Annotated in this window: 27 protein-coding genes and 1 pseudogene (1 of these 28 cut by a window edge); 11 read left to right on the forward strand and 17 right to left on the reverse strand. The window is 57.6% G+C overall.

Annotated elements, in window-relative coordinates:
* On the forward strand, positions 1-59 hold the final stretch of the coding sequence (locus K0F75_RS10590; protein ID WP_219061813.1) for a sodium:proton antiporter. 1,159 nt of this gene lie to the left of the window's left edge; 59 of the gene's 1,218 nt are visible here — the last part of the coding sequence; its start codon lies off the left edge, out of view; its stop codon occupies positions 57-59.
* Between the two features lie 91 nt (positions 60-150).
* The gene (gene ppk2, locus K0F75_RS10595; RefSeq protein WP_219061814.1) at positions 151-969 is read left to right on the forward strand and encodes a polyphosphate kinase 2; all 819 of its coding nucleotides are present in this window, start codon (positions 151-153) and stop codon (positions 967-969) included.
* Between the two features lie 134 nt (positions 970-1,103).
* On the opposite strand, the gene K0F75_RS10600 is transcribed toward ppk2, so the two are convergent.
* From K0F75_RS10600 to K0F75_RS10640, 9 genes are all read right to left on the reverse strand, one after another.
* Positions 1,104-1,991: a Dyp-type peroxidase gene (locus tag K0F75_RS10600; RefSeq protein ID WP_219061815.1), complete on the reverse strand. Its 888-nt coding sequence runs from the start codon at positions 1,989-1,991 to the stop codon at positions 1,104-1,106.
* Between the two features lie 311 nt (positions 1,992-2,302).
* On the reverse strand, positions 2,303-3,238 hold the full coding sequence (catA, locus tag K0F75_RS10605) for a catechol 1,2-dioxygenase (RefSeq protein WP_219061816.1): 936 nt from the start codon (positions 3,236-3,238) through the stop codon (positions 2,303-2,305).
* Positions 3,239-3,307: 69 nt separating this feature from the next.
* A complete protein-coding gene (locus K0F75_RS10610; RefSeq protein ID WP_219061817.1) occupies positions 3,308-4,069 on the reverse strand; it encodes a 1,6-dihydroxycyclohexa-2,4-diene-1-carboxylate dehydrogenase in 762 nt (253 codons plus the stop codon).
* A gap of 34 nt (positions 4,070-4,103) precedes the next feature.
* Positions 4,104-5,117, reverse strand: coding sequence for a benzoate 1,2-dioxygenase electron transfer component BenC (gene benC / locus K0F75_RS10615; protein ID WP_219061818.1), 1,014 nt, complete (start codon positions 5,115-5,117; stop codon positions 4,104-4,106).
* Positions 5,118-5,182: 65 nt separating this feature from the next.
* Entirely contained in the window at positions 5,183-5,671 is a 489-nt protein-coding gene (gene benB / locus K0F75_RS10620) for a benzoate 1,2-dioxygenase small subunit (protein ID WP_219061819.1), read from the reverse strand.
* A complete protein-coding gene (gene benA / locus K0F75_RS10625; RefSeq protein ID WP_219061820.1) occupies positions 5,668-7,032 on the reverse strand; it encodes a benzoate 1,2-dioxygenase large subunit in 1,365 nt (454 codons plus the stop codon). Before benA ends, benB begins: the two co-directional genes overlap by 4 nt.
* 193 nt (positions 7,033-7,225) lie before the next feature.
* Positions 7,226-7,756: a DUF3833 domain-containing protein gene (locus tag K0F75_RS10630; RefSeq protein ID WP_219061821.1), complete on the reverse strand. Its 531-nt coding sequence runs from the start codon at positions 7,754-7,756 to the stop codon at positions 7,226-7,228.
* 145 nt (positions 7,757-7,901) lie between these two features.
* Entirely contained in the window at positions 7,902-9,713 is a 1,812-nt protein-coding gene (locus K0F75_RS10635) for an ABC transporter ATP-binding protein (protein ID WP_219061822.1), read from the reverse strand.
* Between the two features lie 154 nt (positions 9,714-9,867).
* Positions 9,868-10,860 (reverse strand): GlxA family transcriptional regulator, encoded by a 993-nt coding sequence (locus K0F75_RS10640; RefSeq protein WP_219061823.1) that lies wholly within the window; start codon positions 10,858-10,860, stop codon positions 9,868-9,870.
* A gap of 106 nt (positions 10,861-10,966) precedes the next feature.
* Between K0F75_RS10640 and K0F75_RS10645 the strand changes: the two genes are divergently transcribed.
* The gene (locus K0F75_RS10645) at positions 10,967-11,512 is read left to right on the forward strand and encodes a cysteine hydrolase family protein (protein WP_219061824.1); all 546 of its coding nucleotides are present in this window, start codon (positions 10,967-10,969) and stop codon (positions 11,510-11,512) included.
* Between the two features lie 93 nt (positions 11,513-11,605).
* Here the strand turns inward: K0F75_RS10645 and K0F75_RS10650 are convergent, their stop codons facing one another.
* Positions 11,606-12,292, reverse strand: a complete 687-nt coding sequence (locus K0F75_RS10650) for a hypothetical protein (RefSeq protein WP_219061825.1) — start codon at positions 12,290-12,292, stop codon at positions 11,606-11,608.
* Between the two features lie 215 nt (positions 12,293-12,507).
* On the reverse strand, positions 12,508-13,836 hold the full coding sequence (locus K0F75_RS10655) for an OprD family porin (RefSeq protein WP_219061826.1): 1,329 nt from the start codon (positions 13,834-13,836) through the stop codon (positions 12,508-12,510).
* Between the two features lie 387 nt (positions 13,837-14,223).
* Between K0F75_RS10655 and K0F75_RS10660 the strand changes: the two genes are divergently transcribed.
* Entirely contained in the window at positions 14,224-14,859 is a 636-nt protein-coding gene (locus tag K0F75_RS10660; RefSeq protein WP_257604309.1) for a TetR/AcrR family transcriptional regulator, read from the forward strand.
* A 55-nt stretch (positions 14,860-14,914) separates the two neighbouring features.
* Here K0F75_RS10660 and K0F75_RS10665 read toward each other — a convergent pair.
* From K0F75_RS10665 to K0F75_RS10680, 4 genes and pseudogenes are all read right to left on the reverse strand, one after another.
* Positions 14,915-16,114 (reverse strand): annotated as a pseudogene (locus tag K0F75_RS10665) (pyridoxal phosphate-dependent aminotransferase); the annotation flags it as partial.
* Between the two features lie 193 nt (positions 16,115-16,307).
* The gene (locus K0F75_RS10670; RefSeq protein WP_219062037.1) at positions 16,308-16,613 is read right to left on the reverse strand and encodes a panthothenate synthetase; all 306 of its coding nucleotides are present in this window, start codon (positions 16,611-16,613) and stop codon (positions 16,308-16,310) included.
* 228 nt (positions 16,614-16,841) lie between these two features.
* Positions 16,842-17,759: a tyrosine recombinase XerC gene (gene xerC, locus K0F75_RS10675; RefSeq protein ID WP_219061829.1), complete on the reverse strand. Its 918-nt coding sequence runs from the start codon at positions 17,757-17,759 to the stop codon at positions 16,842-16,844.
* Between the two features lie 143 nt (positions 17,760-17,902).
* Positions 17,903-18,505 (reverse strand): NADPH-dependent F420 reductase, encoded by a 603-nt coding sequence (locus K0F75_RS10680; RefSeq protein ID WP_219061830.1) that lies wholly within the window; start codon positions 18,503-18,505, stop codon positions 17,903-17,905.
* Positions 18,506-18,689: 184 nt separating this feature from the next.
* On the opposite strand from K0F75_RS10680, the gene K0F75_RS10685 reads away from it, so the two are divergent.
* From K0F75_RS10685 to K0F75_RS10710, 6 genes are all read left to right on the forward strand, one after another.
* Positions 18,690-19,253: a cytochrome b gene (locus K0F75_RS10685; RefSeq protein WP_219061831.1), complete on the forward strand. Its 564-nt coding sequence runs from the start codon at positions 18,690-18,692 to the stop codon at positions 19,251-19,253.
* Positions 19,254-19,500: 247 nt separating this feature from the next.
* The gene (gene copC / locus K0F75_RS10690; RefSeq protein WP_219061832.1) at positions 19,501-19,878 is read left to right on the forward strand and encodes a copper homeostasis periplasmic binding protein CopC; all 378 of its coding nucleotides are present in this window, start codon (positions 19,501-19,503) and stop codon (positions 19,876-19,878) included.
* 4 nt (positions 19,879-19,882) lie between these two features.
* Positions 19,883-20,758, forward strand: coding sequence for a copper homeostasis membrane protein CopD (gene copD, locus K0F75_RS10695; RefSeq protein ID WP_219061833.1), 876 nt, complete (start codon positions 19,883-19,885; stop codon positions 20,756-20,758).
* A gap of 99 nt (positions 20,759-20,857) precedes the next feature.
* The gene (gene ada / locus K0F75_RS10700; RefSeq protein ID WP_219061834.1) at positions 20,858-21,943 is read left to right on the forward strand and encodes a bifunctional DNA-binding transcriptional regulator/O6-methylguanine-DNA methyltransferase Ada; all 1,086 of its coding nucleotides are present in this window, start codon (positions 20,858-20,860) and stop codon (positions 21,941-21,943) included.
* Positions 21,944-22,162: 219 nt separating this feature from the next.
* On the forward strand, positions 22,163-22,609 hold the full coding sequence (locus K0F75_RS10705) for an antitoxin Xre/MbcA/ParS toxin-binding domain-containing protein (RefSeq protein ID WP_219062038.1): 447 nt from the start codon (positions 22,163-22,165) through the stop codon (positions 22,607-22,609).
* A 5-nt stretch (positions 22,610-22,614) separates the two neighbouring features.
* Positions 22,615-23,076 (forward strand): RES family NAD+ phosphorylase, encoded by a 462-nt coding sequence (locus tag K0F75_RS10710; protein ID WP_306823027.1) that lies wholly within the window; start codon positions 22,615-22,617, stop codon positions 23,074-23,076.
* A gap of 22 nt (positions 23,077-23,098) precedes the next feature.
* Here K0F75_RS10710 and K0F75_RS10715 read toward each other — a convergent pair whose 3' ends face one another.
* On the reverse strand, positions 23,099-24,082 hold the full coding sequence (locus K0F75_RS10715; protein ID WP_219061835.1) for an MDR family oxidoreductase: 984 nt from the start codon (positions 24,080-24,082) through the stop codon (positions 23,099-23,101).
* A 45-nt stretch (positions 24,083-24,127) separates the two neighbouring features.
* Positions 24,128-24,763, reverse strand: coding sequence for a TetR/AcrR family transcriptional regulator (locus K0F75_RS10720; protein WP_219061836.1), 636 nt, complete (start codon positions 24,761-24,763; stop codon positions 24,128-24,130).
* 163 nt (positions 24,764-24,926) lie between these two features.
* Between K0F75_RS10720 and K0F75_RS25715 the strand changes: the two genes are divergently transcribed.
* A partial coding sequence (locus K0F75_RS25715) for a nitronate monooxygenase (RefSeq protein WP_257604311.1) occupies positions 24,927-25,220 on the forward strand: 294 nt, incomplete at its 3' end.

The following is a 25,220-nucleotide window of genomic DNA, read 5'->3' on the forward strand; positions in this document are numbered from 1 at the left end:
TTCTGCACGGGCTGAGCGCCAACCCGTGGGTTGCGCGGCTGGTCGACCGTGAGCATTGATTCTAGAACGAGAAAGCATTTTTCGAGCAATACCTTCTGATTTGAGAGGGGCAAGGCCCTGTTCAAGCTAACTGGAGGCTAGGTAACTCCGATGAAAAAACATGACCAGACAGTGTTAGATACGGACACACAACAGGTAATAAAGCTCAGCCGCAAGGACTACGAGACACAACTGAGGACCCTGCACGTCAAGTTGGTCAAGTTGCAACAATGGGTGGTGGCGAGCGGCGCCAAGGTAGTGGTGGTGTTCGAAGGCCGCGACGGTGCAGGCAAGGGCGGCACCATCAAGGCGCTGACCGAGCGCGTCAGTCCGCGGATTTTTCGCGTGGTGGCATTGCCGGCACCGACCGAGCGGGAAAGAAGCCAGATGTACTTGCAGCGTTACATGCCGCACTTCCCCGCCGCCGGAGAAGTAGTGATCTTCGACCGCAGCTGGTATAACCGCGCTGGCGTCGAGCGGGTCATGGGCTTCTGCGATGAAAGCCAGGTGCGTAATTTTTTAGAGCTGACGCCCATGTTCGAAAATCAACTGATCCGCTCGGGAATCATCCTGCTCAAGTACTGGCTGGAAGTCAGTCCTCAAGAGCAGGAGCGTCGCCTCAAAGACCGTATTACCGATGGCCGCAAGGTATGGAAACTGTCCCCCATGGACGTCCTCTCTTATAACCGCTGGGACGACTACACACGGGCTCGTGACGAGATGTTCGTAGCCACCGACACCCCATGGGCGCCCTGGTTTGTCGCCCGCTCAGAAGACAAGAAAAGTGTGCGCCTGAACGTGCTCACTCACCTGCTGAAACAAATCCCCTACAAGGAGGTCAAGCAGCCAAAGGTCAAGCTACCCAAGCGCAAAATTGGCAGCTACGAGACGATCGATTACCCGTTCAAATACGTCGCTGAGTCTTTCTGAAAGGGCGTTGCCCCCTCAGCACACAGTTTATGTTCGTCAAACTCACGGGTATTTTTCCAGTGCGACTTTGCGGTGGCTATCAGCAGCGGCAACGTCGCATTATTACCGGATACGATGCCTGATTTTCTTGGCGGCTATCCTGCCCTGAGCGCACTCAGATCAAGACAATCATCCTTCAGCGGTGGACACCAGTAGTAGCCACCGGTAAGGGGGCGGCTAAAGCGATAGAGGGCGTCGACAATTCCGTCATCGAGTCCGCTCATGCGTCGCAATTGGGCTTCGAAAGCGTCGAGGGAGTGACCAAAGGCAAGGAATACCAAACCGGCCCGCTGGCCGTCTGACCAAGGCATGGAACGGCGCACAACGAAGGCTTCGGGGGTGAAACTTTCTTGAGCGGTACGCTTTACATGTGCTGACTTCGGAGCTTCTTCCAGCTCTTCGTTATCACTTTTCCGGCGACCCATGATGTGGTCTTGCTCCACCTGCGGCATGGCGGCGAAACCGTCCAGGTCGTGCTGCCACTGCTGGATGGCGGCGAAGCTCCCCCCTTGTAGGCCCGGGATATCATTGTTTACAACAGCCGCGCCTATGGCCGCCTCGTCTACCGGGTTTTCGGTGCCATCTTCATAGCCGGTCAGGTCATGACCGGTTTTGTAGCGGAACGCTTCGGTCATCTGCACCAGGCGCAGGGCCGGTGCCAATGCGGCCTCTAGTGCGCGACTGCGATGCAGCAGTTCACCCCGATCCTCGCCGTGCAGCCAGCACCAAAGGGCGTGCTGGGTTGAGGGGTTGTCCACCCCGACGCCACTCAACGCCGGGAACACACGCAAGCCGTGAACCCGACTCCCCATAGCATGCACAAGCGACTCACCAAAGCCGACAACCGTTTTTTTGCCGTCTGCCAGTTGCGCCAGCTCTTTGAGCGCAGCTGGCAGGGCGTCTACGGATTCAAGGGCAAAAAACAAATGGCGTGCCTGCAACGGCACAGGCTTGGCAAGAATGCCAGGCTGGTAGTTACTCATGTATACCTCTCCAGAAAATCACTCGGGTGATAATGGCACCTTCAACCGCGTTCTGGAACGTTTGCACCTCAAACTCAATCAGGACAGCCTAACTGCCCTGAACACCTGCCAAGCTCGATCAGCACAATAATCACGCCTAAGGGTGCCCGTAACCTGTCGAATAACAGCAGGCTCCTCAGAACGCATCGTCCAGCCATGATGGCTGGACAGGTTCACGCTTGCTACAGCATGGACGATGATCACCCGCGCTCCGGCATGGGTGATCACCTTCTGACCTTCTCGAGAGAGAGGCACGGCACCCTTCACTTCATTCAGTCCTGCAATGCGCGCGGCCGGTGGCTGCGTTGTTCAGCATCGGTACTGGCCGCCTTTTGCAGCTGGAAGTCGAAGTCCAGCTCGGCGAATGACCCCGTCACACCCCGATCGTTCGCCGCAGCGCGGTCCTCGACGAAACGGATTTCACCCACCAGACCATCACGGGTGGCGTAAGCGAAGTCGTCCCACAGGTACTTATCGCCCGACAGGTTGATCTGCGTGGTCAAGTGACGATGGCCCGGTGCCGAGATGAAGAAATGAATATGCGCCGGACGCTGACCGTGACGGCCGAGTTGGTCGAGGCATTCCTGGGTCGGGCCCTGAGGGTTGCAACCATAGCCTGAGGGCACAATGCTGCGCGCGCGGTAGCGGCCTTCGGCATCGGTGACGATACGCCGACGCAGGTTGTATTCGCTCTGGCTCTGATCGAAGTAGGAGTAGTTACCCTGAGTGTTGGCGTGCCAGAGGTCGACAACGGCACCGGCGACTGGCTGACCATTGGCGTCGCGCACCACGCCCTGAAGGAACATCGGCGTGGCGACGTCGTCCTCGCTACCGTCGTCCATACGCGTCTCGCTGTCATACAGCGGTGCGCCGGCGACATAGAGCGGGCCTTCAATGGTACGCGGCGTACCGCCAACGTGGCCATCCTGCGCGTCTTTCGCGTCTTGCAGCAGGTCCAGGAAGTGCTCAATGCCCAGGCCGGCCACCAGCAGCCCGGCTTCGTTGCGACCGCCCAGGCGGTTGAGGTAATCCACCAGGGTCCAGAACTCGTCTTCACCCACCTCCATATCCTCGACAATCTTCGCCACCTCATTGAGGACGCGGAACATCAGTTGCTTCAAGCGAGGGCTGCCCTGGTCGTTGCCGAGCCCGCTGACGTCCTTAAAGAATGCCTGGACCTCAGGGGTCTGGGAAATTTTCACGGTCATGGAGATGTACCTCTTAGTGTTGTTATCGGGTTACTTGTTGGTGGTGCATTAGCGCTGTGAGACAGGGGTTCAGCCGAGGTCGCCGCCGCCTACGGGCAGGGTCATGCCGGTGATGTAGGAGGCTTCATCGGAGGCCAGGAACAGGATTGCACCGACCTGTTCTTCGAGGCTGCCGTAGCGCTTCATCAGGCTGCTATCGACGGTCTGATCGACGATTTGCTGGTACCAGACCTTCTCCTGCTCGCTCTGCTCGGCGGCGTTGCGCGGAATACGCCGCGGAGGTGCTTCGGTACCGCCAGGTGCCGTGGCATTGACCCGAATGCCGCGCTCGGCGTTCTCGAACGCCAGGCAGGCGGTGAGTGCATTGACACCACCCTTGGCCGCACCGTAGGGCGCGCGATTGATCCCGCGAGTGGCAATCGATGAAACGTTGACGATAGCGCCGCTGCCCTGCTCCACCATGTACGGCAACGCGGCGTGGCAGCACCACAGAGTGGGAAACAGCGAGCGGCGTACTTCGGCCTCAATCTCGCTTTCTTTGTAATGTTCGAATGGCTTGGCCCAGATAGTGCCGCCGACGTTATTGACCAGCACGTCCAGCCGGCCAAAACGCTCCACGGCAGCAGCCATCACACGCTGACAGTCGGCGTACTGCTCGAGGTCGGCGGTCAGCGCCAGCAGTGCCTCGCCTTGCAGTTCCCTGACCAGTTCGGAACGGTCAACCGCCACCACCTGTGCGCCTTCCTCGAGCAAACGCTCGGCGACGCGGCGTCCGATGCCCTGCGCTGCCCCGGTGACCAGGGCGACTTTATTTTTAAATCTCATGCTCATGGCAACCTCGAAAATACACGTCAGTCAGTGGCAGTTAAGCGGCGCTGGCGGCGAACTTCTCGTAGTAGAAGTTCGCAGGCTCGATACCCTGTTCGCGAATGTATTGGCTGACCGCTTCTACCATCGGTGGCGGACCACACAGGTAGATATCGACGTCGCCGCCGTTGAGGTGCGTGGGCGCGATGTGTTGGGTCACGTAGCCTTTGTGCGGATGACTGCTGGCGGGGTTGGCCACGCAGGCGCTGAAGGTAAAGTTCGGAATCCGCGCAGCGAAGTCGTTCAGGCGATCCATTTCCACCAGATCGAAATCGTTGGTCACGCCGTAGATCAGGTGCAACGGATGCTCACTGCCCTTCTGCGCAATCGTATCCAGCATTGCAGTGAACGGCGCCAGTCCGGTGCCGCCCGCCAGCAACAGCAGTGGGCGTTTGATGGTGCGCAGATAGAAACTGCCCAGAGGACCGGCCAGGTTCATGCTGTCACCGACCTTGGCCAGCTCCGTGAGGAAGCTGCTCATCAAGCCGCCTGGCACGTTTCGGATCAAAAAGCTGACGCGGCCGTCTTTCTGCAGCGAGCTGAATGAATAGGCGCGGGTCTGCTCACTGCCCGGCACTTGCAGGTTGACGTACTGGCCCGGCAGAAAGGTCAGGTGGTTCAGTGCTTCGCCCTGAATGGACAGCGAAATCGTGCTATTGGAGAGCTGACGTACTTCGCTGATTGCCGCCTGGTAAGTGGCCTGCTGTGTTTTGCAAACATCGGAAGATGCCGGCACACGTACCACACAGTCGCTTTGAGCGCGCATCTGGCAGGTCAGCACATACCCCTGATCCGCTTCCTCTTCGCTGAGCGCATCTTCGATGTATTCCTGGCCGAGGTCGTACTCGCCGGATTCAGCGAAGCACTTGCAGGTACCGCAAGCACCGTCGCGGCAGTCCAGAGGAATATTGATCCCCTGCCGGTACGCAGCGTCGGCGACGGTTTCACTGGGGTTGGCATCAATGAAACGGGTAACGCCGTCTTCGAAATTGAGTGCAATTTTGTGGCTCATGGTGTTCCTCGCCGAACCAGGGTCTGAAGCGTCGGGTGCAAGCCCAAGGGCGACAGACCGCTCGTTCACAGGTGATAGATGTCGATGACCTGACGGACGTAGTCGTTTTTCAGGACGACCTTTTTGGCTTTGATCAGAGGCTGCTCGCCGCGCACATCAAGGGTGTAGAAGCTGGTACCGAAATAGCTGTCCACGGTCTTGTAGCGAAAGCTCAGGGTGTGCCAGTTGAAGCGCACCTTGCACACACCATCGCCCTGTTCGAGGATCTCGAGATTGCTCAGGTTGTGAGAGGTGCGGGTATCCGGGATGCTGGCGCTGGAGCGCTCGGTCTTGATCCGGAAAACACGGTCCTCCAACCCTTCGCGGCTGCCGTACCAGATCAGCGAGATTTCCTTTTGCGGGTCTACGGTCAGTTCGTCGTCATCGTCCCAGGATGGCATCCAGAACGTCGCATTCGCGGCGTACAGTTCCAGCCAGTTGTCCCAATCCTTGTCGTCCAGATAGCGCGCTTCGCGGTAGAGAAAGTCGCGTACCGCGTCGTAAGAAAGGCTCATTGCCCGCCCTCCACGCAGATCAATTGCGACTGCTCGTCTGCCAATGCCTTGAGCATGGTTTCCTGCCAGTACTTGTGTTGCAGCACGAACAGCCCCTCGTCCTCGGTGCGCACGCCGCTAAGTAGTGGGTGCAGATCAATTTCTTTGGCCGCTTCATCGGCGCCTTCGACCCAGTGTTCGGCACCACGGGACATGTCGTTCCAGGCCGTGGTACTGCCCTGATAGCCCATCTGGCAGGAGCGAAACTCTTCCAGGTCATCCGGGGTGGCCATGCCACTGACGTTGAAGAAGTCCTCGTACTGACGAATCCGGCGCGCGCGGGCTTCGTCGCTTTCGCCTTTGGGTGCGATGCAATAAATGGTGATTTCAGTGCGATCCACCGAGATGGGTCGGGCGATGCGGATCTGCGAGCTGAACTGGTCCATCAGGTACACGTTGGGGTACAGGCACAGGTTGCGCGAGTTACCGATCATCCAGTCGGCGCGGGCCTGACCGAAGTCCTGGGCCAGCTCATCACGGCGCTCGTACAGCGGCCGATCCTCGGGATTAGCCCAGCGGGTCCACAGCAGCATGTGGCCCTTGTCGAAGGAATAGAAACCACCGCCACGCTTGGCCCAGCCACCGGCGCTCATGGTCGGATTGCTGTCGCCAGCCTGGCGTTCCTTGCGCTGATTCTGAGTGGCCGCGTAGTTCCAGTGCACGGAGCTGACGTGATAACCATCGGCGCCGTTCTCTGCGGTGAGCTTCCAGTTGCCTTCATAGATATAGCTGGAGGAGCCGCGCAGCACTTCCAGGCCGTCCGGAGACTGATCGACGATCATGTCGATGATCTTCGCCGACTCACCCAGATGCTCCACCAGAGGGACCACATCAGGGTTCAGGCTGCCGAACAGGAATCCGCGATAGGATTCGAAACGCGCCACTTTGGTCAGGTCGTGAGAGCCTTCGCAGTTGAAGCTCGACGGGTAGCCGGCATCGGTCGGATCTTTGACTTTGAGCAACTTGCCGGAGTTATTGAAGGTCCAGCCGTGGAACGGGCAGGTATAGGACGCCTTGTTGCCACGCTTGTGTCGGCAGAGCATGGCGCCGCGATGGCTGCATGCATTGAGAAAGGCATTGAGCACGCCGTCTTTGTTGCGGGCGATGAAAACAGGCTGGCGACCCATTTCCAGGGTGATGTAGTCGTTCTTGTTCGGAATCTGGCTCTCATGAGCGAGGTACAACCAGTTGCCCTCGAAAATGTGCTTCATCTCGAGATCGAACAAGCGAGTATCGGTGAACATTTCCCGCTTGCAGCGGTAAACACCCTTTTCTCGGTTTTCTTCAAGCAAGGAATTGAGATACTCGACGCTTATGGACATGGCCAGAGCCTCCGTTGTTTTTGTTTGACGGAGTGAGTCTATGACCGGGAAAAAACTGGAGATATCCGATTCATGCAGATCGCTATCCGTTTCCTGTCAAACGGCTAAACGATTGCAAAGGGCGCGGTCCTGATGGAAGTCACGCGCGTGAGCGATTGTTTTCAGCTGAAAGGCACGCGACTCAAGCCCGGCATCAGCTGGCTTGCTTACGGAAAAATAACGTCACCTGACCCAGTTCAAAGCCGAACTTGGTCATTGAGGAACGATTGGCCATGGTGTCGTCGTCAAGCAAGTACATCCAGTCATCGAAGTTGACCTGATAGACCTTGTCGTCCACCGGCAGGCTCAACACGTACCGCCAATGCAGTGCATTGCCTGCCACCTCTCCGATTGCCTCGCCGACAACATCGCCTGCGGTACCGCGCCACCGTCCAGGACCGTCCGGGTGCAGTGTCCACACCCGGGTCTGCTTGGTGCCGTCGCTGTAGGTGAAGTCTTCATGCATGATGAACCGGTCGCCCTCGGAGTGGCTGTTGATAACGGCGTGAAACCGTTTTATCACCTCCCCCGAACGTTTCTGGAACATCCCCCACGCGTCTACCCGCCCCGAGAAAAATTCGCGCAGTTCGAGTTTTGGGGTTTCCTGGCTATAGCGGTTCACATCGATATCGCTGCAGCTTCCCAGGCAGATACAGAACAGCAGCAGTACGAGTTTGTTCAACATGGTCGATCTCCACGGGCAGAGCATCAGGGTCATAAGGACCTGACAGTGGCCGGTGTCGACACATGGGCAGTCAAATCCTGTACAAAACCTATACGCTAATATGATTTTGTACAAGAATTAACGCGCATTTGAACAAAAGCCCGCGTTACCGATAACCGCGCGCTTGCAGGTCAAACAACTGTGCATAGCGCCCGCCAGCGGCGATCAAACTGACATGGTCGCCACGCTCAAGCACCCTGCCCTGATCCAATACAATGATGTGGTCAGCATTGCGCACGCTGGAAAATCGGTGAGAAATCAGCAGCGTCATACGGCCCTTGGCGTACTCACGGAAGTGTTCAAACACGGCGGCTTCTGCAGCTGCGTCCAGGGCTGAAGTAGGCTCGTCGAGGATGAGAATATCGGCGTTGCGGCGCATGTAGGCTCGGGACAACGCAATTTTTTGCCATTGCCCCCCCGACAATTCTTGCCCTCCCGCGAACCACCGACCTAGCTGAGTGGCATAACCATGATCGAGACGCTCGATAAATTCCGCAGCCATGCCCTGGGCTGCCGCTTCGCGCCATCGGGTTTCATCGCTGAACGCGTCGATATCACCCACCCCAAGGTTATCGCCCACAGGAAACTGGTAGCGGATGTAATCCTGAAAAATGACACCGATACGCCTACGCAATGCATCCTCATTCCAGTCCTGAAGATCACTGCCGTCGAGCAGAATACACCCCTCATCTGGCCGGTACAGACGGGTCAGCAGTTTGATCAACGTGGTCTTGCCCGAGCCGTTTTCACCCACCAGCGCCACACTACGTCCCGGTGCAAGGTGGAGATCGATATTCTCAAGCGTGACACGACTGGAATCTGGATAACGAAAGCTGACGCCCTCGCAACGCAAGCCATCCCCCGGGAGGACGCCTTGAGTGAGGGTTCCGGTTTCGACAACAACCGGCTGTGCCAGGTACTCGTACAGATTGGTCAGGTACAGGCCATCTTCATAAAGACCACTGATGGCACTGAGACTGCTGCTGACCGCCGTCTGCCCCTGTTTGAACAACACCAGATACATCGTCATTTGCCCAAGGCTGATGCGGCCATTGACCGTATCGACCACCACCCAGGCGTAAGCCAGGTAAAACGCACTGGTACCAAGCAGTCCGAGCAGAAAACCCCAGCCATCGCGCCGCAGGGTCAGCCGCCGGTCTTCGGCGTAGAGCCGGTCAAACGTGTCTCTGTAACGTTGCAGCAGAAGAGGCGCAAAGCCGAACAACTTGACCTCTTTTATATGAGCTTCCTGAGACAGCAGCGCTTCAATGTAGCCTTGTTGTCGGCTCTCGGGGGCACGGCGGGTGAACAGGCGAAACGCGTCGCCGGAGAAATGCGCTTCGGCGAAGAACACCGGCAATGCGCCGAGCACCAGGATCACCAGCGCCCAAGGCGAGAAATGCACCAGCAACACCGCAAAACTGATGAGCGAGATCAGGTTCTGAATCAGCCCAAGGGACTTGGTTACCAATGCCAAGGGTCGCGTGGAGGCCTCGCGGCGTACGCGAACGAGCTTGTCGTAAAACTCCGAATTCTCGAACTGGATAAGCGACAGCGTCTGTGCCTTTTCCAGGATCAGCGTGTTGACCTTCTGCCCCAGCTGTACTCTCAACAGCGACTGCTGAACCGAAAGTGCCCGTTGAGCGCCAGCCAGTAATGCGAGCACTCCGGCTTCAAGTAACACGTAACGCAATACAGGCCACAAAGGAGCGCTGCCGAGGTCCGCATGCAACTGCATGGCAGCGACCACGGCGTCGACAATTCGCTGCCCCAGCCATGCGGCCAGAGCGGGAAGAACGCCGGCCACCAGCGTTGCCACCACAAGGCCCAGGAACAAGCCTCTCGACGTGCTCCATACCAGTTCCAGGGCGCGTCGGGCCTGGTCGAAAAAAGAGGTGAACCGGCTGACAACAGGCATGCGGAGCTAGGTTCCAGGAGGAAGGAAGGGAGGTGTCAGGCATGAAAGCAGACCGTTCCTGACAAGTCACGCTCTGCACGCCACTTTCATGGCGTGTTCATCACTGGGCTTTGCTAAACAGCGTACAGGCCCATGCGGGAGCTGCCATTGCTAATCAACCATTATCGACAGCTGTGCCAACACCAAAGCGTCCCCGATAATCTCTCGGCGAAAGCCCGGTAATTTTCTTGAAGGTCGAGCGAAAGGCACCTGGATCCTGATATCCCACGGTCCAGGCGATATGGTCGACGGTGCGGTTGGTGAATTCGAGCATTTCGCGAGCTTTTCCAACCCGCAGGTGCTGACAGTACTGCGTGGGCTTGAGCCCCGTCGCCGCACGAAAACGTCGTAAGAATGTTCGCGCCTCCAGGCCTGCCTCGGCTGCCATCGTGCTCAGTGAAACCTCCACTGCGCCGCTGGCTTGTAACCAGTGCTGGACCTTGAGTATTGCGGCATCACCGTGACCGAGAATGGGTGCGAAATTGCCACCGCACTTCGCGCTGTCGCTGTGCTCGACCATTAGAAAGCGCGCCGTGGCTGTGGCAATGCTTGGCCCCAACAGCCGCTCTACCACTCTCAACCCCAGCTCGGCCCACGCCATCAGGCCCGCCGTGGTAATAAGGTCACCATCGTCGATCATCGGCTTCTCGACATCCACCGTGAGCAGAGGAAACCGTTCGCCTAGAACTTTGCCTTGAGTCCAGTGGGTGGTGACTGTACGGCCTGTAAGCAGACCTGTTTCGGCCAGTACAAATACACCCAGGCACACTGAACCAATGACCGCCCCGGCGCTGTGCTGCCGGGTGATCCAGGCCGCCAGCGTCTGCAACCACTCAGCCGAAGGCAGTGTGTCCAGAGACGGCGGGATCAGCACTGCAACGGGTCGGCTGGTGAGTTCCGGCTGGCTGTCGAAGATGCGCTCGATGGGAGCGTCGGGCACTGTAGCGCTCCAATGAGAAATTCGCAGCAGCGGCACATTGGCCATGGGCTGCTCACGGACGATGCGATTGGCCACGGAGAACAGGTCGGTCAAACCATGCACCGCGGCCATCTGCGCGCCTGGATAAACCAGCAAACCGATCTCGGCCACATTGATTTGCCCCGTCATTGTCAGTTTACCCCTCGATATTGTCGTTCTGGCCAATCCTCAGCCAGCGCTGCAGAGCCAATAATTCAACCCACGGAACACAGGCCACACCATTGAGGAACATGCCATGTCCAAGCAAGCGCTTATCGTAGTCGATATTCAAAATGACTACTTTCCTGGAGGGAGGTGGCCACTGAGTGGCATTGACGCCGCCGCCGACAATGCAGCAAGGATTATTGCCGCCGCCCGTTCGGCGGGCGATTTGGTGGTGTATATCCGCCACGAATTCACCCGTGACGATGCACCGTTCTTCTCCCCTGGTTCTGAAGGCGCGCACCTGCATCCCAAGGTGCAAAATCTGCCCGATGAGCAGGTGATACTCAAGCACCACGTTAATTCGTTTCTCGAAACCGATCTTGCGACAGTGCTTGAACGCCACGCCATCGAGGACCTGGTCATTGTCGGCAGCATGAGCCACCTGTGTATCGACGCCATCACCCGCGCCGCCGCCGACCTTGGTTATAAAGCCACGGTAATCCATGACGCCTGCGCTTCCTGCGATCTGGAGTTCAATGGCCTGACGGTCCCTGCGGCCCATGTGCATGCAGCGTTTATGTCCGCACTGGGCTTTGGTTACGCAAGAGTGGTATCGACCGAGCAGTTTCTGGCCTAAAACCGCTAAGTAGCTCACCGATGAATGAGGGACAGAGGATCAGGCTTTGCCCCTGAAGGATCAGGTGCAAAGCTTTGTAGCCTTAAACCCGATTCAAGATAAACCGAGCCTGGATTTTTCCTGACCGAGAGACTGGGTCATATTCAATAGGGCGGCGTTCACCAGCGACTGTCCCTGATTTCTAGCGCTGGCGCTTGAACCCGAGCTGGAGTCTGCGCTGGCCTGCATTTCAGTCTGTTTCTTGAGCACTTCCGCTATTTTGGCCTCAACCTTGGCCTGGTCTGCAGGCGACATGGCTTTAAGATCAGCCTCGGTGAGTCCCATGCCTTTCAAGGTGCTGTAGCGCATCTTCTGGGCCGGCGTCAGCGCCATGTAATCCTTGAATTCATCCAACGCACTTTTAGCTGACGATCCTGCTGTTGCGTCGACTGAAGCGTTCAGCGAGCTGGCACCCACCTGTCCGACACCGGAGCTACTGCTGTCAGATGCCGTGGGGGTTGCCACCAGCGAGTTGGCGTTTTGCAGACTGACCATCATTTTCGCGAAGGCTTCTTGGCGATCTTCATCTTGCTGCTGGCTGGAGGCACTGGAACTGGACGAGGCGCTGCTGCCGACCTTTTCCGTTTGAACCGTCGAATCTAAAAGGCTCAGAAAGCTGTCTGCGTCGGACGTGGTCGATACCGCGCGTGGTATTGGGACCGAAAGGTCGTACCTGCCCAGACCCGTGATAATGCTCATTTCAACGACTCCCGTTAAGTGGCGCATTTTTTTGGAATGCATCTTGGGATTACATGCAGCAAGGCACGTGCCAGATAGTAAATCCCTCCTGGATGCCGCTGTTTTAGTGTTCAGTAACCCGACAGCGCTGAACATCCAAAGGCAAAAAAGGCAGCGAGTTGCCATCACCGGCAAACGGCTGCCTCTTTATTAGCCTGATCGAGAAAAACCCGACTCGGCCTATCGCGTCGTCGGACATCTCTGTCGGGAACGACGGTTTAGAAGATCGAGATCGGGTAATCGGCGATCAAACGGAACTCGTTGACGTTGCCCTCGGCTTGATCGGCATTGCCACGATGCCAAGCCTGACGCATCCGCAGGGACAGATCTTTGGCCGGACCGGTCTGGACGGTGTATTTGGCTTCAAGGTTGGTTTCATGGTGTTTGCCGTCTTCGCCATAACCGTAGTTACGATAAGGGCTGTCAGCGGCCATGTGAGTACCGTCGATGTTGTCACCGTGGGCATAACGGACCATGAAACTCAGGCCCGGAACCCCGTAGGTCAGCATGTTCAGGTCGTAGCGCGCCTGCCAGGATCTCTCGCCCGGCCCGTTGAAGTCTGAATACTGAATCGAGTTGGCCAGGCTGATCGAGTCAGACGTGTCGCCGGGTCCGTTTTGACCGAACGAGACGTAGTCGAACGGGGTATCGCCACGTACTTTCTGATAGGAGAGTGAGACGGTATGCGCGCTCAGGAACGCGTAAGCCGCACCCAGCGACCAGGTGGTGTTGTCGATGGTGCCGGCATTGGCCTGACCTTCGTCATTGGTGCGGTAGATATTGAAGTCCAGGTTCAGCGATTGCTGGTCCGAGATCGGCAACGTGTAGTTGGCGTTCCCGTAGTACTGACGCCAGATATCCTTGAGCTCCGAGCCGTACAGGCTAAAGGTCAGGCTGTCCGAAACCGCGTATTTGCCACCGACATAATCAATGCTGTCGGCAGCGACGTTGGCGTAGGCGGCAAACAGTTCGTGGCTGCCGTTGGTGGTGACCGGACCGTTACCGCCGGTGAAGTGCCCTGCGTCCAGATCAAGGCCGGCAATTTCGCTGCTCAGCAAATTAAACCCAGTGCCCGTCTGAGGAAACAAGCGAGAGCCACCCGCGGCGAAAACAGGTGCTGTCGGTTGCAGGTTGCCCCACAGCAGTTCGGTTTTGGAAATCCGGACTTTCAGTGCGCCCCCCACAGTGCCGTATTCATCTTCGAGGGATCCATCATGACGCACCGGCAAGTTACCCGTGCCGTTAGTGTCCGCTGAACCATCAAGTTTGATGGCCCAATTTCCAAACACCTCTACCCCAAACCCAACGGTCCCCTGAGTGAACCCCGAACTGTAGTTAGCCAGTACACCTTGGGTCCAGTCCTTGTTGGTTGCACCGCCATCCTTACCGTCATGGTCGAAGTAGTAGTTTTTGAGGTGGACATTGAGACTGCTGTCTTCAATGAATCCCTTGGCATCGGCCTGATCCGCCACCGGCGCGGCCGATACTAACTGACTGACCCCAAGCGAGACCGCAAGGGTCACGAGATTCCACTTCACACGCATCATTAATTTTCCCCTGATTCAAAATAAGTCCGCCGCCATCCAATACCCGAGCAATAGAGTTCCCCCTGGGTTCAGGCGAAGGATGAAACGGTGGATTGAGCGATGGCAGGTCAGCTAAAACAGTGAGACCGGAGTTGCACTTCCGGTAATAACAGGCTTTTTAGCCCTATTTTTATCTTCTCGGTTCAGGGGGTTCCCCCTCGCTCAAACTTTTAACACTTTTGCGGGCCGCTATTTAACCCCGATTGTGTGATAGTCATTATCCGTTGACGTAATAATTGAACAACACGGCCATATACCCCCTCACCGTGGGTGGCCCCTAAATGCATGTGGAAATTGAACGCACGTACAATTATTCTCACCACTGGTGTCCCGCCGACAGGAATCACTGTGGAACTCGATGGCCGTAAATTTCGCCGCGCTGAACCCGATGAACGTCGCGACCTGCTGATCGCTGCCACCCTGAAATGCCTGGCTGAAGAAGGCCATGCAGGCATTTCCGTCCGCCGTATCGCCAAAGAAGCCGGAGTGTCCGTTGGCTTGCTCAATCATCACTTCGGCAGCATCGACGTGCTGATTGCCGACGCCTATCAAAAGCTCTCGCTGGGCATGACCCTCGCGTTGCAACTGGAGGTAGACAAGGCCGGTTCTGCTGCCGAGCGGCTGGATGCGTTCCTGGTGGGCTCGTTTTCGCCCCATGTCCTGAACCCCAGTCTACTCAGCGCATGGGTGGTGTTCTGGAGCCTGATCCGGCATTCCCCTCACGTCAGCAACGCCCATGAAAAGGGCTACGGTGCTTATCGTGATTTAGTCGAAAGGTTACTCATTGAGTTGGCGGCCGAAGAAAAATTCCAGATCAGCGATGCCTCCCTTGCCGCTATCGGCCTGACCGCCATCCTCGACGGTTTGTGGCTGGAGTGGTGCCTGAACCCCGCCACGTTTGGTGCCAATCGCGGCCTGGAAATCTGTCGGCGCTGGGTCATCGGCCTACGGCTTGGCGCCTTCGGCCCTGACCACGACACCTGAGGCCTCAGCGCTCAATATCGCCAACGTGCCGCTAGTGGCGAGGCGCTGATCAGCAAGTGCTGGCCACTGACAGAGGTCGAGCCATCCGTGTTTTCCCCACGAAATCCCTAATCCGCAGACAGGCCTCGATCAGACGGTCTTCGCCAAGGGTGAATGACAACCGGACAAAGCCTTGGGCGGGCTCACCGAATGCTGCCGCGTCGAGCACCGAGACCCTGGCCTCGCGAAACAGACGCCAGGCGAAGTCCAGAGAACTGAGGCCTGTACCCCGAACATCGACCAGCACGAACATCCCGGCGTCAGGCTTGAGCACGCGGATGCCAGGACAATCGCTCAGGGCATCTACCATCAGATCACGTCGGCGCCGATAGATCTCGCACATGCCACTCGTGACGTCGTCATGAGCCAGCACGGCGGCAAGGGCAGCCTCCATGACGAACCCCGGCAAGCCGTACAACATGCTCAGCATAAGGGTTTCCGCGTGGCCAATCAGCGCCGGCGCAGCAATGATCCAACCGATGCGCCAACCGGTCATGGCGTGAGATTTGGACAAACTGCCAATGATCACGCAACGATTTTGCATACCGGGCAAGCTCGCCAGGCTGACATGTTCGCGCTCGTAGCAAAGGCTCTCATAGACCTCGTCCACCACCACCCAAAGGTCGTGAGCACTCGCCAGGTCGGCAATGGCTTGCAGCTCTTCAGTGCGCAGCATCACGCCGGTGGGGTTATTCGGATTGGACAGGAAAATGGCGCGGGTACGCGACGTGATGGCCGCCGCCACACGCCCGATATCCGGCCGAAAACCATCGTCGGCGTCGCAGGTCTCTCGCACCAAGGTGGCGCCGGACGCGTTGAGGGTCGCTTCGTAGGTCACGTACATCGGGTCCAATGCGATCACTTCATCGCCCGCCTGCAACAGGCATAACGACGTGATAAACAATGCGTTCTGCGCGCCAGCCACCATGATCACATTGCCAGACTGCACCGGTCGACCCAAGCGTTCGGTGTAGCGTGCAGCAATGGCCTGGCGCAAGGAAGGCCGACCGGCGATATCGGTGTAGTGGGTATCGCCGTTTTTCAACGCGTGGACAGCGGCATCCGTGATGAAGTCCGGCGTCGGGAAGTCAGGGTCACCCACACTCAAAATGATCACGTCCTCGCCATCACGCTGGGCATCAAAGGCAGCGTGGTGAATATCCCAAGCGGCAACACCCTGCCCGGTAATTCGTTCGACGAAAGGGGAAAAGCGCATGCAGGAGCCTCTCAGGATGAATAAAGCAGGCCGCTACCACGCTGCGGCGAAACTCGGAGACGCCAACATAAGCGAAACTGAACAGTCGCTCAATAGCGATGTTCAGTGCCTGACATAAAGCTTTCGCAGGTGCGTAATTGCAGGGCACTTGGCCGGATTGGGGCCGTACGTTACCGACCCCACTGGCCACTCCTCACGCCCACGTTTTCCCGAGCGCTTCCAGACCCGACTTTTGCAGGTCCTGCGGGCTCATCGCAATGCGAAACTTGCAGTCAGCCTGAAAGTTGAGAAAAAAGGGTTCCGCAAATGCGGGGACGTCGGACGGGTCTTTTACGTTGACCAGGAAGATCCCGCCACGCATTCCATTTTGCTCAGTAAAGTAAGCGACCTCCGGATGGATGCTTTCCAGGATACGTCCAATAATCTCGCCTACCTTCCCCGCTCTGACGAGGGAGTTGAAGGGTTCATGAGGGAATTCGACCGTCAGTAGCATCTTCATCATTCAATCCTCTTTTCAACGTGCTGCCCTGTCGCCAGACCTTTGCTTCTGGCGCTCATGCCGCCTGACGTGCATTCAGCAGTTCCAGCGGTCCGTGTTTAAAGAGTAGCGAAACCTGAGCGGGCGCTCGTCCGGGCTTACGGGCGGTCATGACAATAGGTGAGCCTACGCACTCCGCCATGTCTCCAACGCCACGGGGTCAGCAAAGCGCCTGAGACGCTACCGAGGTTAAAGATCAAACCGATCAATCGCTCGACGTCGCTCATTTTCGCCGCGCATGTCATAGCTGGCGGTGGTCGAGATGTTGGTGTGATGCGCCAGTTTTTGCGCAATCGACAGATCGTGTTCTTCGATCACCCGCGTGATGAATGAACGACGAAAGTCATGGGGCATGATGTCCATGCCAATTTGCCGCCCGCGCTGCTTGGCAATGAAGTAGATCGCATGTTTGGTGATCCGGTCACGGGTGATGTGGCTGCCACGGCGGATGCGGTTAAACAGGAAAGCATCGTCACTCTGACCTTCGGGCAGGCATGAGCGGCGCAGTTCCAGCCAATCATTGAGGACCGTGAACGCCCAGGTCGGCGCGTATTTGATCAGTTGTTTGTTGCCCTTGCCGGTGACCTGCAGGCTGCGCTCGGCAAAGTCGATCTGCGCCAGGTCGAGGTTCACGGACTCGGACTTTCGCATCCCCGACCCATACAGAATGGCAATGATCGCCGCATCGCGTCGTCCTTGCGGCCGAGGGTCGGCGGCACACACGTCCATGAGCTCCCGAATCAGCGTTCGTCGGATATTTTTGCCCTTGCTCAGACGCGTCCCTGCCATGGGCTTGACCGAGCGCATCTTGAGCAAGTGTTCATGGCTGATAAGGCTTTGTCGCCAGGCTTCGTTGGTCACGCCACGAATGGCATTGACGTATAACGACGAGGTATTGGGCGCATAGCCGTCTTCTCGAAGCGCAGCGACCAGTGCGATGACATGGCCGGGCTGCAATTGATGCCAGGGCACCTCGTGGATGTCCATCTCGACGAAACCCAGACGATCCGCTGCATCCTGCAGCACATATTTCATCGTCAATTGGCTCGACGGCGCCAGACGCGCCAGATAAAGCGCCAGCGGATTCTGAACCTCGGGCAGCGACATGGACAACCTGTCTCGGGTGACTGGAAAATACCACTCTACACCACAACGTCTGTTGCTAACCAATTGAAGAAAAAGGAAATTATTTCATCGCTCAATGCCCGTAACCCGAAGCCAGGCACGCACGCACGCACGCACATCCGTTATCAGTCGCTGGCTTTTAATAACTCGGCTCCGTTGAAGATTCCGCCCAGTTGCATGAGTCGGCCGCCACTGCCGAGCGCACCAAGGTCCATGGGCGCCAACCCTATGGACTCGATCAGCCCGCTGACCAACGCCTTGGCCTCGGTATCATCACCCGCCAGAAACGCCACGCGCCTGTAACCAGCAGGCACATCAAGGAAAAAGCCAGCGATGGGCAACGTATTGAACGCCTTGATCACTTTAGCGTCCGGCGCGAGACGGGCGACCATTTCGCTGCCACTGTCGTCCCCCAGGTCCGCAACCCTGAAATCCGGAAAGTAGTGGAGAAAAGTATTGGTCGCATCGATCAGCACGCGCCCTTCCCACTTCGGCAACGCCGGCAAGGCACTTGCCACGTTGAACCAGGGAATCGCGAGCACGACGATCGGGCAAGCAGCGGCCTGCTCCAGGGTGCCCGCCTTTGCCTTGGGTCCCAGTTTATGAATCAATGACGCCAGACTCCCGGGACCTCGGCGATTACTGAGTACCACGTCATGCCCAGCTTGAATGAACGCTGCAGCGAGCGTTTCACCCACCGTCGCAGCGCCAATCATCCCGATGTTCATAGGTTTACCTCACGACTGGGCAATGGGCTCATGGACCGCGCCGGCCCACGCGAAAAATTATAGTCACGGAACAGCGATTCGGGGGCCTATGGACGCGATTCTGGTTGTTCACAAATTACCTATACAGTCGTCAAATAAATCTTCACCCTCGGGCTTAAGTTCGTATTACCACAGAGAGCTGACCATGCAGACCACTCCGAATGCTGAACGCTATGACCGACTGACCCGTTCCTTCCACTGGCTAACGGTAGCCCTAGTGATTTTTTTGTTTGCCAGCGCACAGGTATGGGACATCCTTGAGAAAGGCACGCCCCTGCGTAAAGGCCTGCAATCGGTGCATATTTCGCTAGGGATTGCCCTGGCAGCGCTGATCGTCGCGCGGATCGCCTGGCGCTTGTTCGGCGGCAATCGGCTGCCCGTAATCACGTCCAGAACAACTCACCTGCTGGCGAAGCTCGCGCACCTTGGTCTTTACGTACTGTTGCTGGCACAAGTGGTACTGGGTTTCGGGTTTCGTTGGGCGCAAGACGAACCCTTCAGCTTCTTCGGCCTGTTCTCGGTACCCGCGCCTTTCATTATTGATCATGAACTGAGCAGCACGCTGGGAGACCTGCATGAAACAGTGGCCTGGGCCATCATCATTCTTTCCGGCCTGCATGCGTGCATCGCCCTTGGGCATCACTACCTCCTGAAAGATTCGACACTGCGCCGCATGCTGCCGGCCGGGCGAAAAAATCTGCAAGGCTGATGAATAAACTCACCGGTACGCGTGTTCCCTGAGTGTCACGGCCTCTTTACCGAGTCTCTTTATCGGGAACAACGTTGATGAGCCAGAGACGATGGCGTAATTGATCCGGACTCGGCTGGCGATCTGGCAGCATCGCCTGAGGCTGCGACGAGGCCTGCATGGCTTTCTTGTCTGGAGTCGGTCGCCCGTTTCTGTTTTATTAGCACGCATTGCTTAACGATCCAGCCCTCTGAAAAAGGTATTTTTAATGTTTGCCCCGCTTTTCAAGAAAGTCCTGACATCGTTCGCCCTGCTTGTCTCCGTCGCTAGCGCCACCTTCGTATTTGCCCACGCCAGCCTGAAAAGTGAAGAGCCGGCTGCCGACAGCACGACCACAGCACCCAAGGATCTGCGCCTGAATTTTTCTGAAGGCGTCGAGGACAAGTTCACCAAAGTCAGCCTCACCACGAACAGCGGTAAAACGGTGATCGTTAATACCGTTGCGACTGACCCCGACGATAAGAAAGTTTTAATTATCACCCCTGCCACGCCCATCGCTGCTGGCGAATACAAGGTGGAATGGCACGCGGTGTCGGTCGACACCCATAAAAGCGAGGGCGAATACTCCTTCAAAGTAAGTCCGTAACGCGATGTCGAGTGCACTGATCCTGTGCCGTTTTGCGCACTTTGCCGTGGTGCTGTTGCTGTTCGGGGTCTGCCTGTTTCGGACATGGCTGTTCAAACCGTTGCTGATTGAAGCAGCAACAGCCACGCTGGACGCGAAGCTCACATGGATACTGCGCTCGCTGGCGTCAGTGGCGTTGGCCAGCAGCCTGCTGTGGCTTGTGCTGATTGCCGGCAGCATGGCAGGTAGCTGGCAGGACGGACTTGATCCGCCAACCCTGACGCTGGTGCTCCGCAACACATTTTTCGGTCAAGTCTGGAGTGGGCATCTGCTCCTCAGCGCGTTGCTATTGATAAGCCTTGCCTCGCGACGGTTTTCTTCCCCCAACCTGCGGTTGGCACTGAGTACGTTGCTATTGGCGACACTGGCGCCAGTCGGACACGGCGCGATGTTCGACGGCCTGAGCGGTGGACTGATGATTCTCAATCAGCTGATTCACCTATGCTGCGTCGGCGCCTGGCTAGGAGGGATATTGTTGCTGTCATTGCTGCTGGCACAACCGTCTACCGGAAACGCTCAGCACCTGCTTCGGCGCTTCAGCGGCATCGGTTATGGTCTCGTGGCTGCAATCATTACCACCGGGCTGATCAATGTCAGGGTAATGAGTGGCGCCGTTTGGCCCGAGCCTGCATTTTCCGGGTTTGGACTGATCCTGCTGATCAAGGTGTGTCTGGTGCTGTGCATGCTGCTGTTAGCACTGCTCAATAGATTGCTGCTCAATAGCAGCGGTGATCGGCTCAACCTATTGCGTACCAGTGTGGCCCTCGAATGCCTGTTCGGTGTGGCAGCCGTTGCGGCTGTCTCCTTATTGGGCACATTGCCGCCAATGCTGAATGGTTGACGGCTGTCAGCCGGGAGTTCGAGCGCAAGCTTCGGAGTGCTGTCTATCTGCTTGCGCGATAACCTTGTCAGCAATCGACTTCACGATGAGTACACGCGCATGAGTACGGTCAATCAACGCACATCACAGCAGAATAAGCAGACCACGGAAAACGATCCGCGCTGGGCTGCGGTGCTGGCAAGGGATGCGACGGCGGACAGCCAATTCGTTTACGCGGTGAAAACCACCGGCGTGTACTGTCGGGCAAGCAGTTCGTCGCGCCTGCCACGGCCGGAGAACGTCGAGTTTTTCGCCAATGCCACAGACGCAGAAGCCGCCGGCTATCGCCCGAGCAAACGGGCCGCGGCGGATCAGACCAGCGTCGCCGCGCAGCATGTAACCCTGGTAGCAGAGGCCTGCCGGCAGATCGAACAGGCCGATCACCTGCCCAGCCTGAATCAACTGGCAGACAACGTCGGTTTGAGTCCCTATCACTTCCATCGGGTCTTCAAGGCCATCACCGGCCTGACGCCCAACGGGTATGCCCGGGCCCATCGCGCACGAAAAATGCGCGAGCACTTGGCCAGCCCGGGCTCTATCACCGATGCGCTTTACGAAGCAGGCTTCAATTCCAACAGCCGCTTTTACGAAGCGTCGGACACGCTGCTTGGCATGAAACCCAGCGACTATCGCGCAGGCGGCGTTAATAACGACATTCGCTTCGCAGTTGGGGAATGCTCGCTGGGCTCGATTCTGGTGGCGCAAAGCGAGCGCGGTGTATGCGCCATTCTGCTGGGTGATGACCCGGACACCCTGGTGCGTAATCTGCAGGACAAATTTACCAACGCCAACCTGATGGGTGGCGATGCCGATTTCGAGCAACTGATTGCAAAGGTCGTTGGATTTATTGAAATGCCCGCCATCGGCCTTGATTTGCCACTGGACCTGCGCGGTACGGCGTTTCAGGAGCGGGTATGGAAGGCACTCAGGGAAATCCCGGTGGGCAGCACAGCCAGCTACGCCGAGATTGCCCAACGGATTGGCGCCCCCACCTCTTTTCGCGCCGTGGCACAGGCGTGCGGCGCGAACTGGCTGGCTGTCGCTATCCCCTGCCATAGGGTGGTGCGCAGCGACGGCAATCTTTCAGGTTATCGCTGGGGAGTGGAACGCAAACGGCAATTGCTGGAGCGCGAGGCAAAGCCATAGAGCAATCGTCGGTAACAACTTGCTGCTTGAAGTGTGCGTCATTTGGAGTAGCATCTTTTGAAGAGTATTTATCGTCAAAAGATGACCTGGTGACCTGCGATGTCAATCATCAATAAACAACGTGATGCCGAGAAAACGCCCGCCTCAGGCAAACGCGTGAAAAAAGTCGTTACCCCGGACAGGGGTTTGAAAACCGGAGAATTTAAAGTCATGGAAGCTATGTCGACGCGGTATTTGCCACTCAACGAATCGGCGCCTTCCTTTTGGCTCTTCGCCAATGAGCTACGCGGGCAGTCCGAAGGTGAACGACTCAAGCACATCCAGACCGGTTTCCCTCCCCACTGGGTACGGGCAATACGCGATGCGTTCAAGCTCAGCAATGACCTGCTCGAAGCTCTGTTCAGTGCCTCGATGTCCACGCTCGAACGCCGCCAAAAGCAGCAGCAACCGCTCGATTCGATAGCCTCCGAACGCCTGGATCGAGTTGCCATGATTGCCACTCAAGCCGCCGACATCTTTGAGGCGCCTGAAAAGGCCAGCCGCTGGATGGTCACCGCCAACGCCGCGCTGGGCGAGCAAACGCCCCTTCACCTGTGTGAAACCGAAATCGGTGCCAAACAGGTACGCCGCGTGTTGGTGGCCCTGGAATATGGCGGGGTCGTTTGATACAGGTGTGGAGGATCGCCAAGGCGCGATTTGCCACCGATCTGTCGGGCCAGGGTGCAGCATTGTTCGGCGGGCGCTGGAATCACATGGAGCATCGGGCGCTGTACTTCGGCATGACACCGGCCATCTGCGCGCTGGAAACGTTTATCCATGCGACGGAGGTTCCGCGCTTCCCACTCAAGCTCGTTCGCTTGAGCCTGCCGGATGACCCAGAGCTGTACCAAGAGCCGTCAATGGCGCAACTGCCCCCGGGATGGGATGCGAAACCCGCCGACACACCAAGCATGGACTTCGGCACTGCCTGGCTTGAGGAAGGCCGGCAACTCGGGTTGATTGTGCCTTCGTCAGTGCTGCCTTTTGAACGCAACATCATGCTCAACCCCGCGCATGCTGCTGCGAACCAGATAAAAATCCTCGATGTGACAGATTTCTTTTACGACAGTCGAATGTTCACGCCGCGCACCTGAAGTAGCAAAGCGTCGACGCAGTTCAACGGTTAACGTCCACCACTACCCTGCCCCGGATTTTACCGGCCATCAGCTGCGGCGCGATGGCGATGACTTCGCTGAGACCGATTTCCCGACTGATCAGGGGCAACATCGACAAATCCAGGTCCGTCGCCAGACGCGCCCAGGCTTGCAGACGGTCAGCACGTGGCCGGGAAACACTGTCGATGCCAGCCAACGTAATACCCCGAAGAATAAACGGTGCCACCGACCCCGGAAACTCCATGCCCTGCGCCAAGCCGCAGGCAGCGACAGTACCGCGATAACGAATACTGGCGCAGACGTTGGCCAAGGTGTGGCTGCCCACGGAATCAATTGCCGCTGCCCAACGCTCCTTGGCCAATGGCCGACCCGGTTCAGACAACGTGGCACGGTCGATGATGTCGGCCGCACCTAATTGCTTGAGATAAGCGCTTTCGGCCATACGCCCGGTGGAGGCCACGACCCGATAACCCAACCTGGCCAGAATCGCGATGGCGAAACTGCCCACACCGCCGTTGGCGCCAGTCACCAGGACATCCCCCATGTCGGGACGCAGGCCATTTTTTTCCAAAGCGATAACGGCGAGCATGGCGGTATACCCAGCCGTACCAATGGCCATGGCTTGTGCCGGGGTGAATGCCTTGGGCAGTTGGATTAGCCATTTGCCTTCAAGCCGCGCTTTTTCTGCCAGTCCGCCCCAGTGCCCCTCGCCCACGCCCCAGCCATTGAGCAATACCTGATCGCCGATCTGGAACTCGGCATCGCTGCTCTGCTCCACGGTACCCACCAGGTCGACACCGGGCACCATCGGAAACGTGCGCACTACCGGTCCGTTGCCGGTAAGCGCCAGGCCATCCTTGTAGTTCAGGGTGCTGTAAGACACGCGCACGGTGACGTTGCCCGGAGGCAGTTGCTCTTCACTGATGTCGGTCAGCGTTGCCCGATAACCAGCGTCGTCTTTCTCGATCAAAATGCCTTTGAACATAGCTGCCTCCGATATAGACCGATCGTCTATAAACAGGTCGAAAAATCATTGCGGCAACCCGCGAAGAAAGCCGGCAATGAAGGTATTCAATGGAGTATCACTCTGCACCAGCCGCGCGCGCAGCACCGCGCCCTCCCAGCCAATCCAGAAAAACGCCGCCAACTCTGCGCAATCAGCGTCAGCAGAAAGCTCGCCAGCCGCTTGGGCTGCTTCCAGGCAGCGTGTCAGCTTTATCTGCCAGTCCAGGAAAATGTTTTCCAGCGTCTCCCGAAACCCCTCAGGCAAAACACTGATTTCCTGGCCCAGGTTGCCGACCATACAGCCGCGCCGATAGTCATACCGGGCCATGCTGACTTTAGCGTCCTGGACGAAGCCGGCCAAACGTTCCAGTGGCGACATCGACTCATCCAGCAGCCAGCGATCCAGCTTGCGCGAAAAAAAGCCGGCGTAGTTGTCCAGCACCGCACGGCCAAAGGCCTCTTTGCTCTCAAAATAGTGATAGAACGAGCCCTTGGGCACACCGACCCGTTTAAGAATGCCGTCGATCCCGGTCACCATGAAACCCTGCTCGGTCAACACTTCGGTGCCACAACGAATCAGCGCTTCACGGGTTTCGACATTTTCCCGATCGACGTTGGGTGGGCGGCCTGGCCGTCTTGGTTTTGCTGGGGGTATCGTCATGGCTTGAATATTAGACCGATCGTCTTTTAAGTCAACCCGACGCCTTAACCCGTCGCATATGGACAGAAAAAAAGCAGCCCATTCCAGACACCCCGGTTGCAAAGGGTGGCCCCGGCCCGTTCAATAGCGGCCTGCCTGTCGTTCTATTTCGGAGGAGACCACCATGAGCACTTGGCCTGATAGCCGTATTCTTGATCTGTTCGGGGTGACACTCCCCATCCTTCAAGCACCTATGGCCGGGGCGAGTGGCTCAGCCATGGCGATTGCCGTCGCCAACGCCGGGGGGCTGGCATCCCTGCCCTGCGCCGCGCTGACCCTGGATCAGATCCGCGAAGAAGTGGCATTGATCCGCCAAAATACCAACGCCCCGTTGAACCTGAATTTCTTTTGCCACCAACCACCCGCTGCCGACCCGGCCCGAGAGGCTCGCTGGAAAAACACGCTCAAAGACTATTAC

The organism is Pseudomonas sp. UMAB-08, assembly GCF_900095225.1.
In the GTDB taxonomy this organism is placed as follows: domain Bacteria; phylum Pseudomonadota; class Gammaproteobacteria; order Pseudomonadales; family Pseudomonadaceae; genus Aquipseudomonas.

Excerpts from the sequence above, each read along its gene's own strand:
- ppk2 (WP_219061814.1), top strand. The coding sequence starts at position 151 with ATGAAAAAACATGACCAGACAGTGTTAGATACGGACACACAACAGGTA.
- K0F75_RS10600 (WP_219061815.1), bottom strand. The coding sequence starts at position 1,991 with ATGAGTAACTACCAGCCTGGCATTCTTGCCAAGCCTGTGCCGTTGCAG.
- catA (WP_219061816.1), bottom strand. The coding sequence starts at position 3,238 with ATGACCGTGAAAATTTCCCAGACCCCTGAGGTCCAGGCATTCTTTAAG.
- K0F75_RS10610 (WP_219061817.1), bottom strand. The coding sequence starts at position 4,069 with ATGAGCATGAGATTTAAAAATAAAGTCGCCCTGGTCACCGGGGCAGCG.
- benC (WP_219061818.1), bottom strand. The coding sequence starts at position 5,117 with ATGAGCCACAAAATTGCACTCAATTTCGAAGACGGCGTTACCCGTTTC.
- benB (WP_219061819.1), bottom strand. The coding sequence starts at position 5,671 with ATGAGCCTTTCTTACGACGCGGTACGCGACTTTCTCTACCGCGAAGCG.
- benA (WP_219061820.1), bottom strand. The coding sequence starts at position 7,032 with ATGTCCATAAGCGTCGAGTATCTCAATTCCTTGCTTGAAGAAAACCGA.
- K0F75_RS10630 (WP_219061821.1), bottom strand. The coding sequence starts at position 7,756 with ATGTTGAACAAACTCGTACTGCTGCTGTTCTGTATCTGCCTGGGAAGC.
- K0F75_RS10635 (WP_219061822.1), bottom strand. The coding sequence starts at position 9,713 with ATGCCTGTTGTCAGCCGGTTCACCTCTTTTTTCGACCAGGCCCGACGC.
- K0F75_RS10640 (WP_219061823.1), bottom strand. The coding sequence starts at position 10,860 with ATGACGGGGCAAATCAATGTGGCCGAGATCGGTTTGCTGGTTTATCCA.
- K0F75_RS10645 (WP_219061824.1), top strand. The coding sequence starts at position 10,967 with ATGTCCAAGCAAGCGCTTATCGTAGTCGATATTCAAAATGACTACTTT.
- K0F75_RS10650 (WP_219061825.1), bottom strand. The coding sequence starts at position 12,292 with ATGCATTCCAAAAAAATGCGCCACTTAACGGGAGTCGTTGAAATGAGC.
- K0F75_RS10655 (WP_219061826.1), bottom strand. The coding sequence starts at position 13,836 with ATGATGCGTGTGAAGTGGAATCTCGTGACCCTTGCGGTCTCGCTTGGG.
- K0F75_RS10670 (WP_219062037.1), bottom strand. The coding sequence starts at position 16,613 with ATGAAGATGCTACTGACGGTCGAATTCCCTCATGAACCCTTCAACTCC.
- xerC (WP_219061829.1), bottom strand. The coding sequence starts at position 17,759 with ATGTCGCTGCCCGAGGTTCAGAATCCGCTGGCGCTTTATCTGGCGCGT.
- K0F75_RS10680 (WP_219061830.1), bottom strand. The coding sequence starts at position 18,505 with ATGAACATCGGGATGATTGGCGCTGCGACGGTGGGTGAAACGCTCGCT.
- K0F75_RS10685 (WP_219061831.1), top strand. The coding sequence starts at position 18,690 with ATGCAGACCACTCCGAATGCTGAACGCTATGACCGACTGACCCGTTCC.
- copC (WP_219061832.1), top strand. The coding sequence starts at position 19,501 with ATGTTTGCCCCGCTTTTCAAGAAAGTCCTGACATCGTTCGCCCTGCTT.
- copD (WP_219061833.1), top strand. The coding sequence starts at position 19,883 with ATGTCGAGTGCACTGATCCTGTGCCGTTTTGCGCACTTTGCCGTGGTG.
- ada (WP_219061834.1), top strand. The coding sequence starts at position 20,858 with ATGAGTACGGTCAATCAACGCACATCACAGCAGAATAAGCAGACCACG.
- K0F75_RS10705 (WP_219062038.1), top strand. The coding sequence starts at position 22,163 with ATGTCGACGCGGTATTTGCCACTCAACGAATCGGCGCCTTCCTTTTGG.
- K0F75_RS10715 (WP_219061835.1), bottom strand. The coding sequence starts at position 24,082 with ATGTTCAAAGGCATTTTGATCGAGAAAGACGACGCTGGTTATCGGGCA.
- K0F75_RS10720 (WP_219061836.1), bottom strand. The coding sequence starts at position 24,763 with ATGACGATACCCCCAGCAAAACCAAGACGGCCAGGCCGCCCACCCAAC.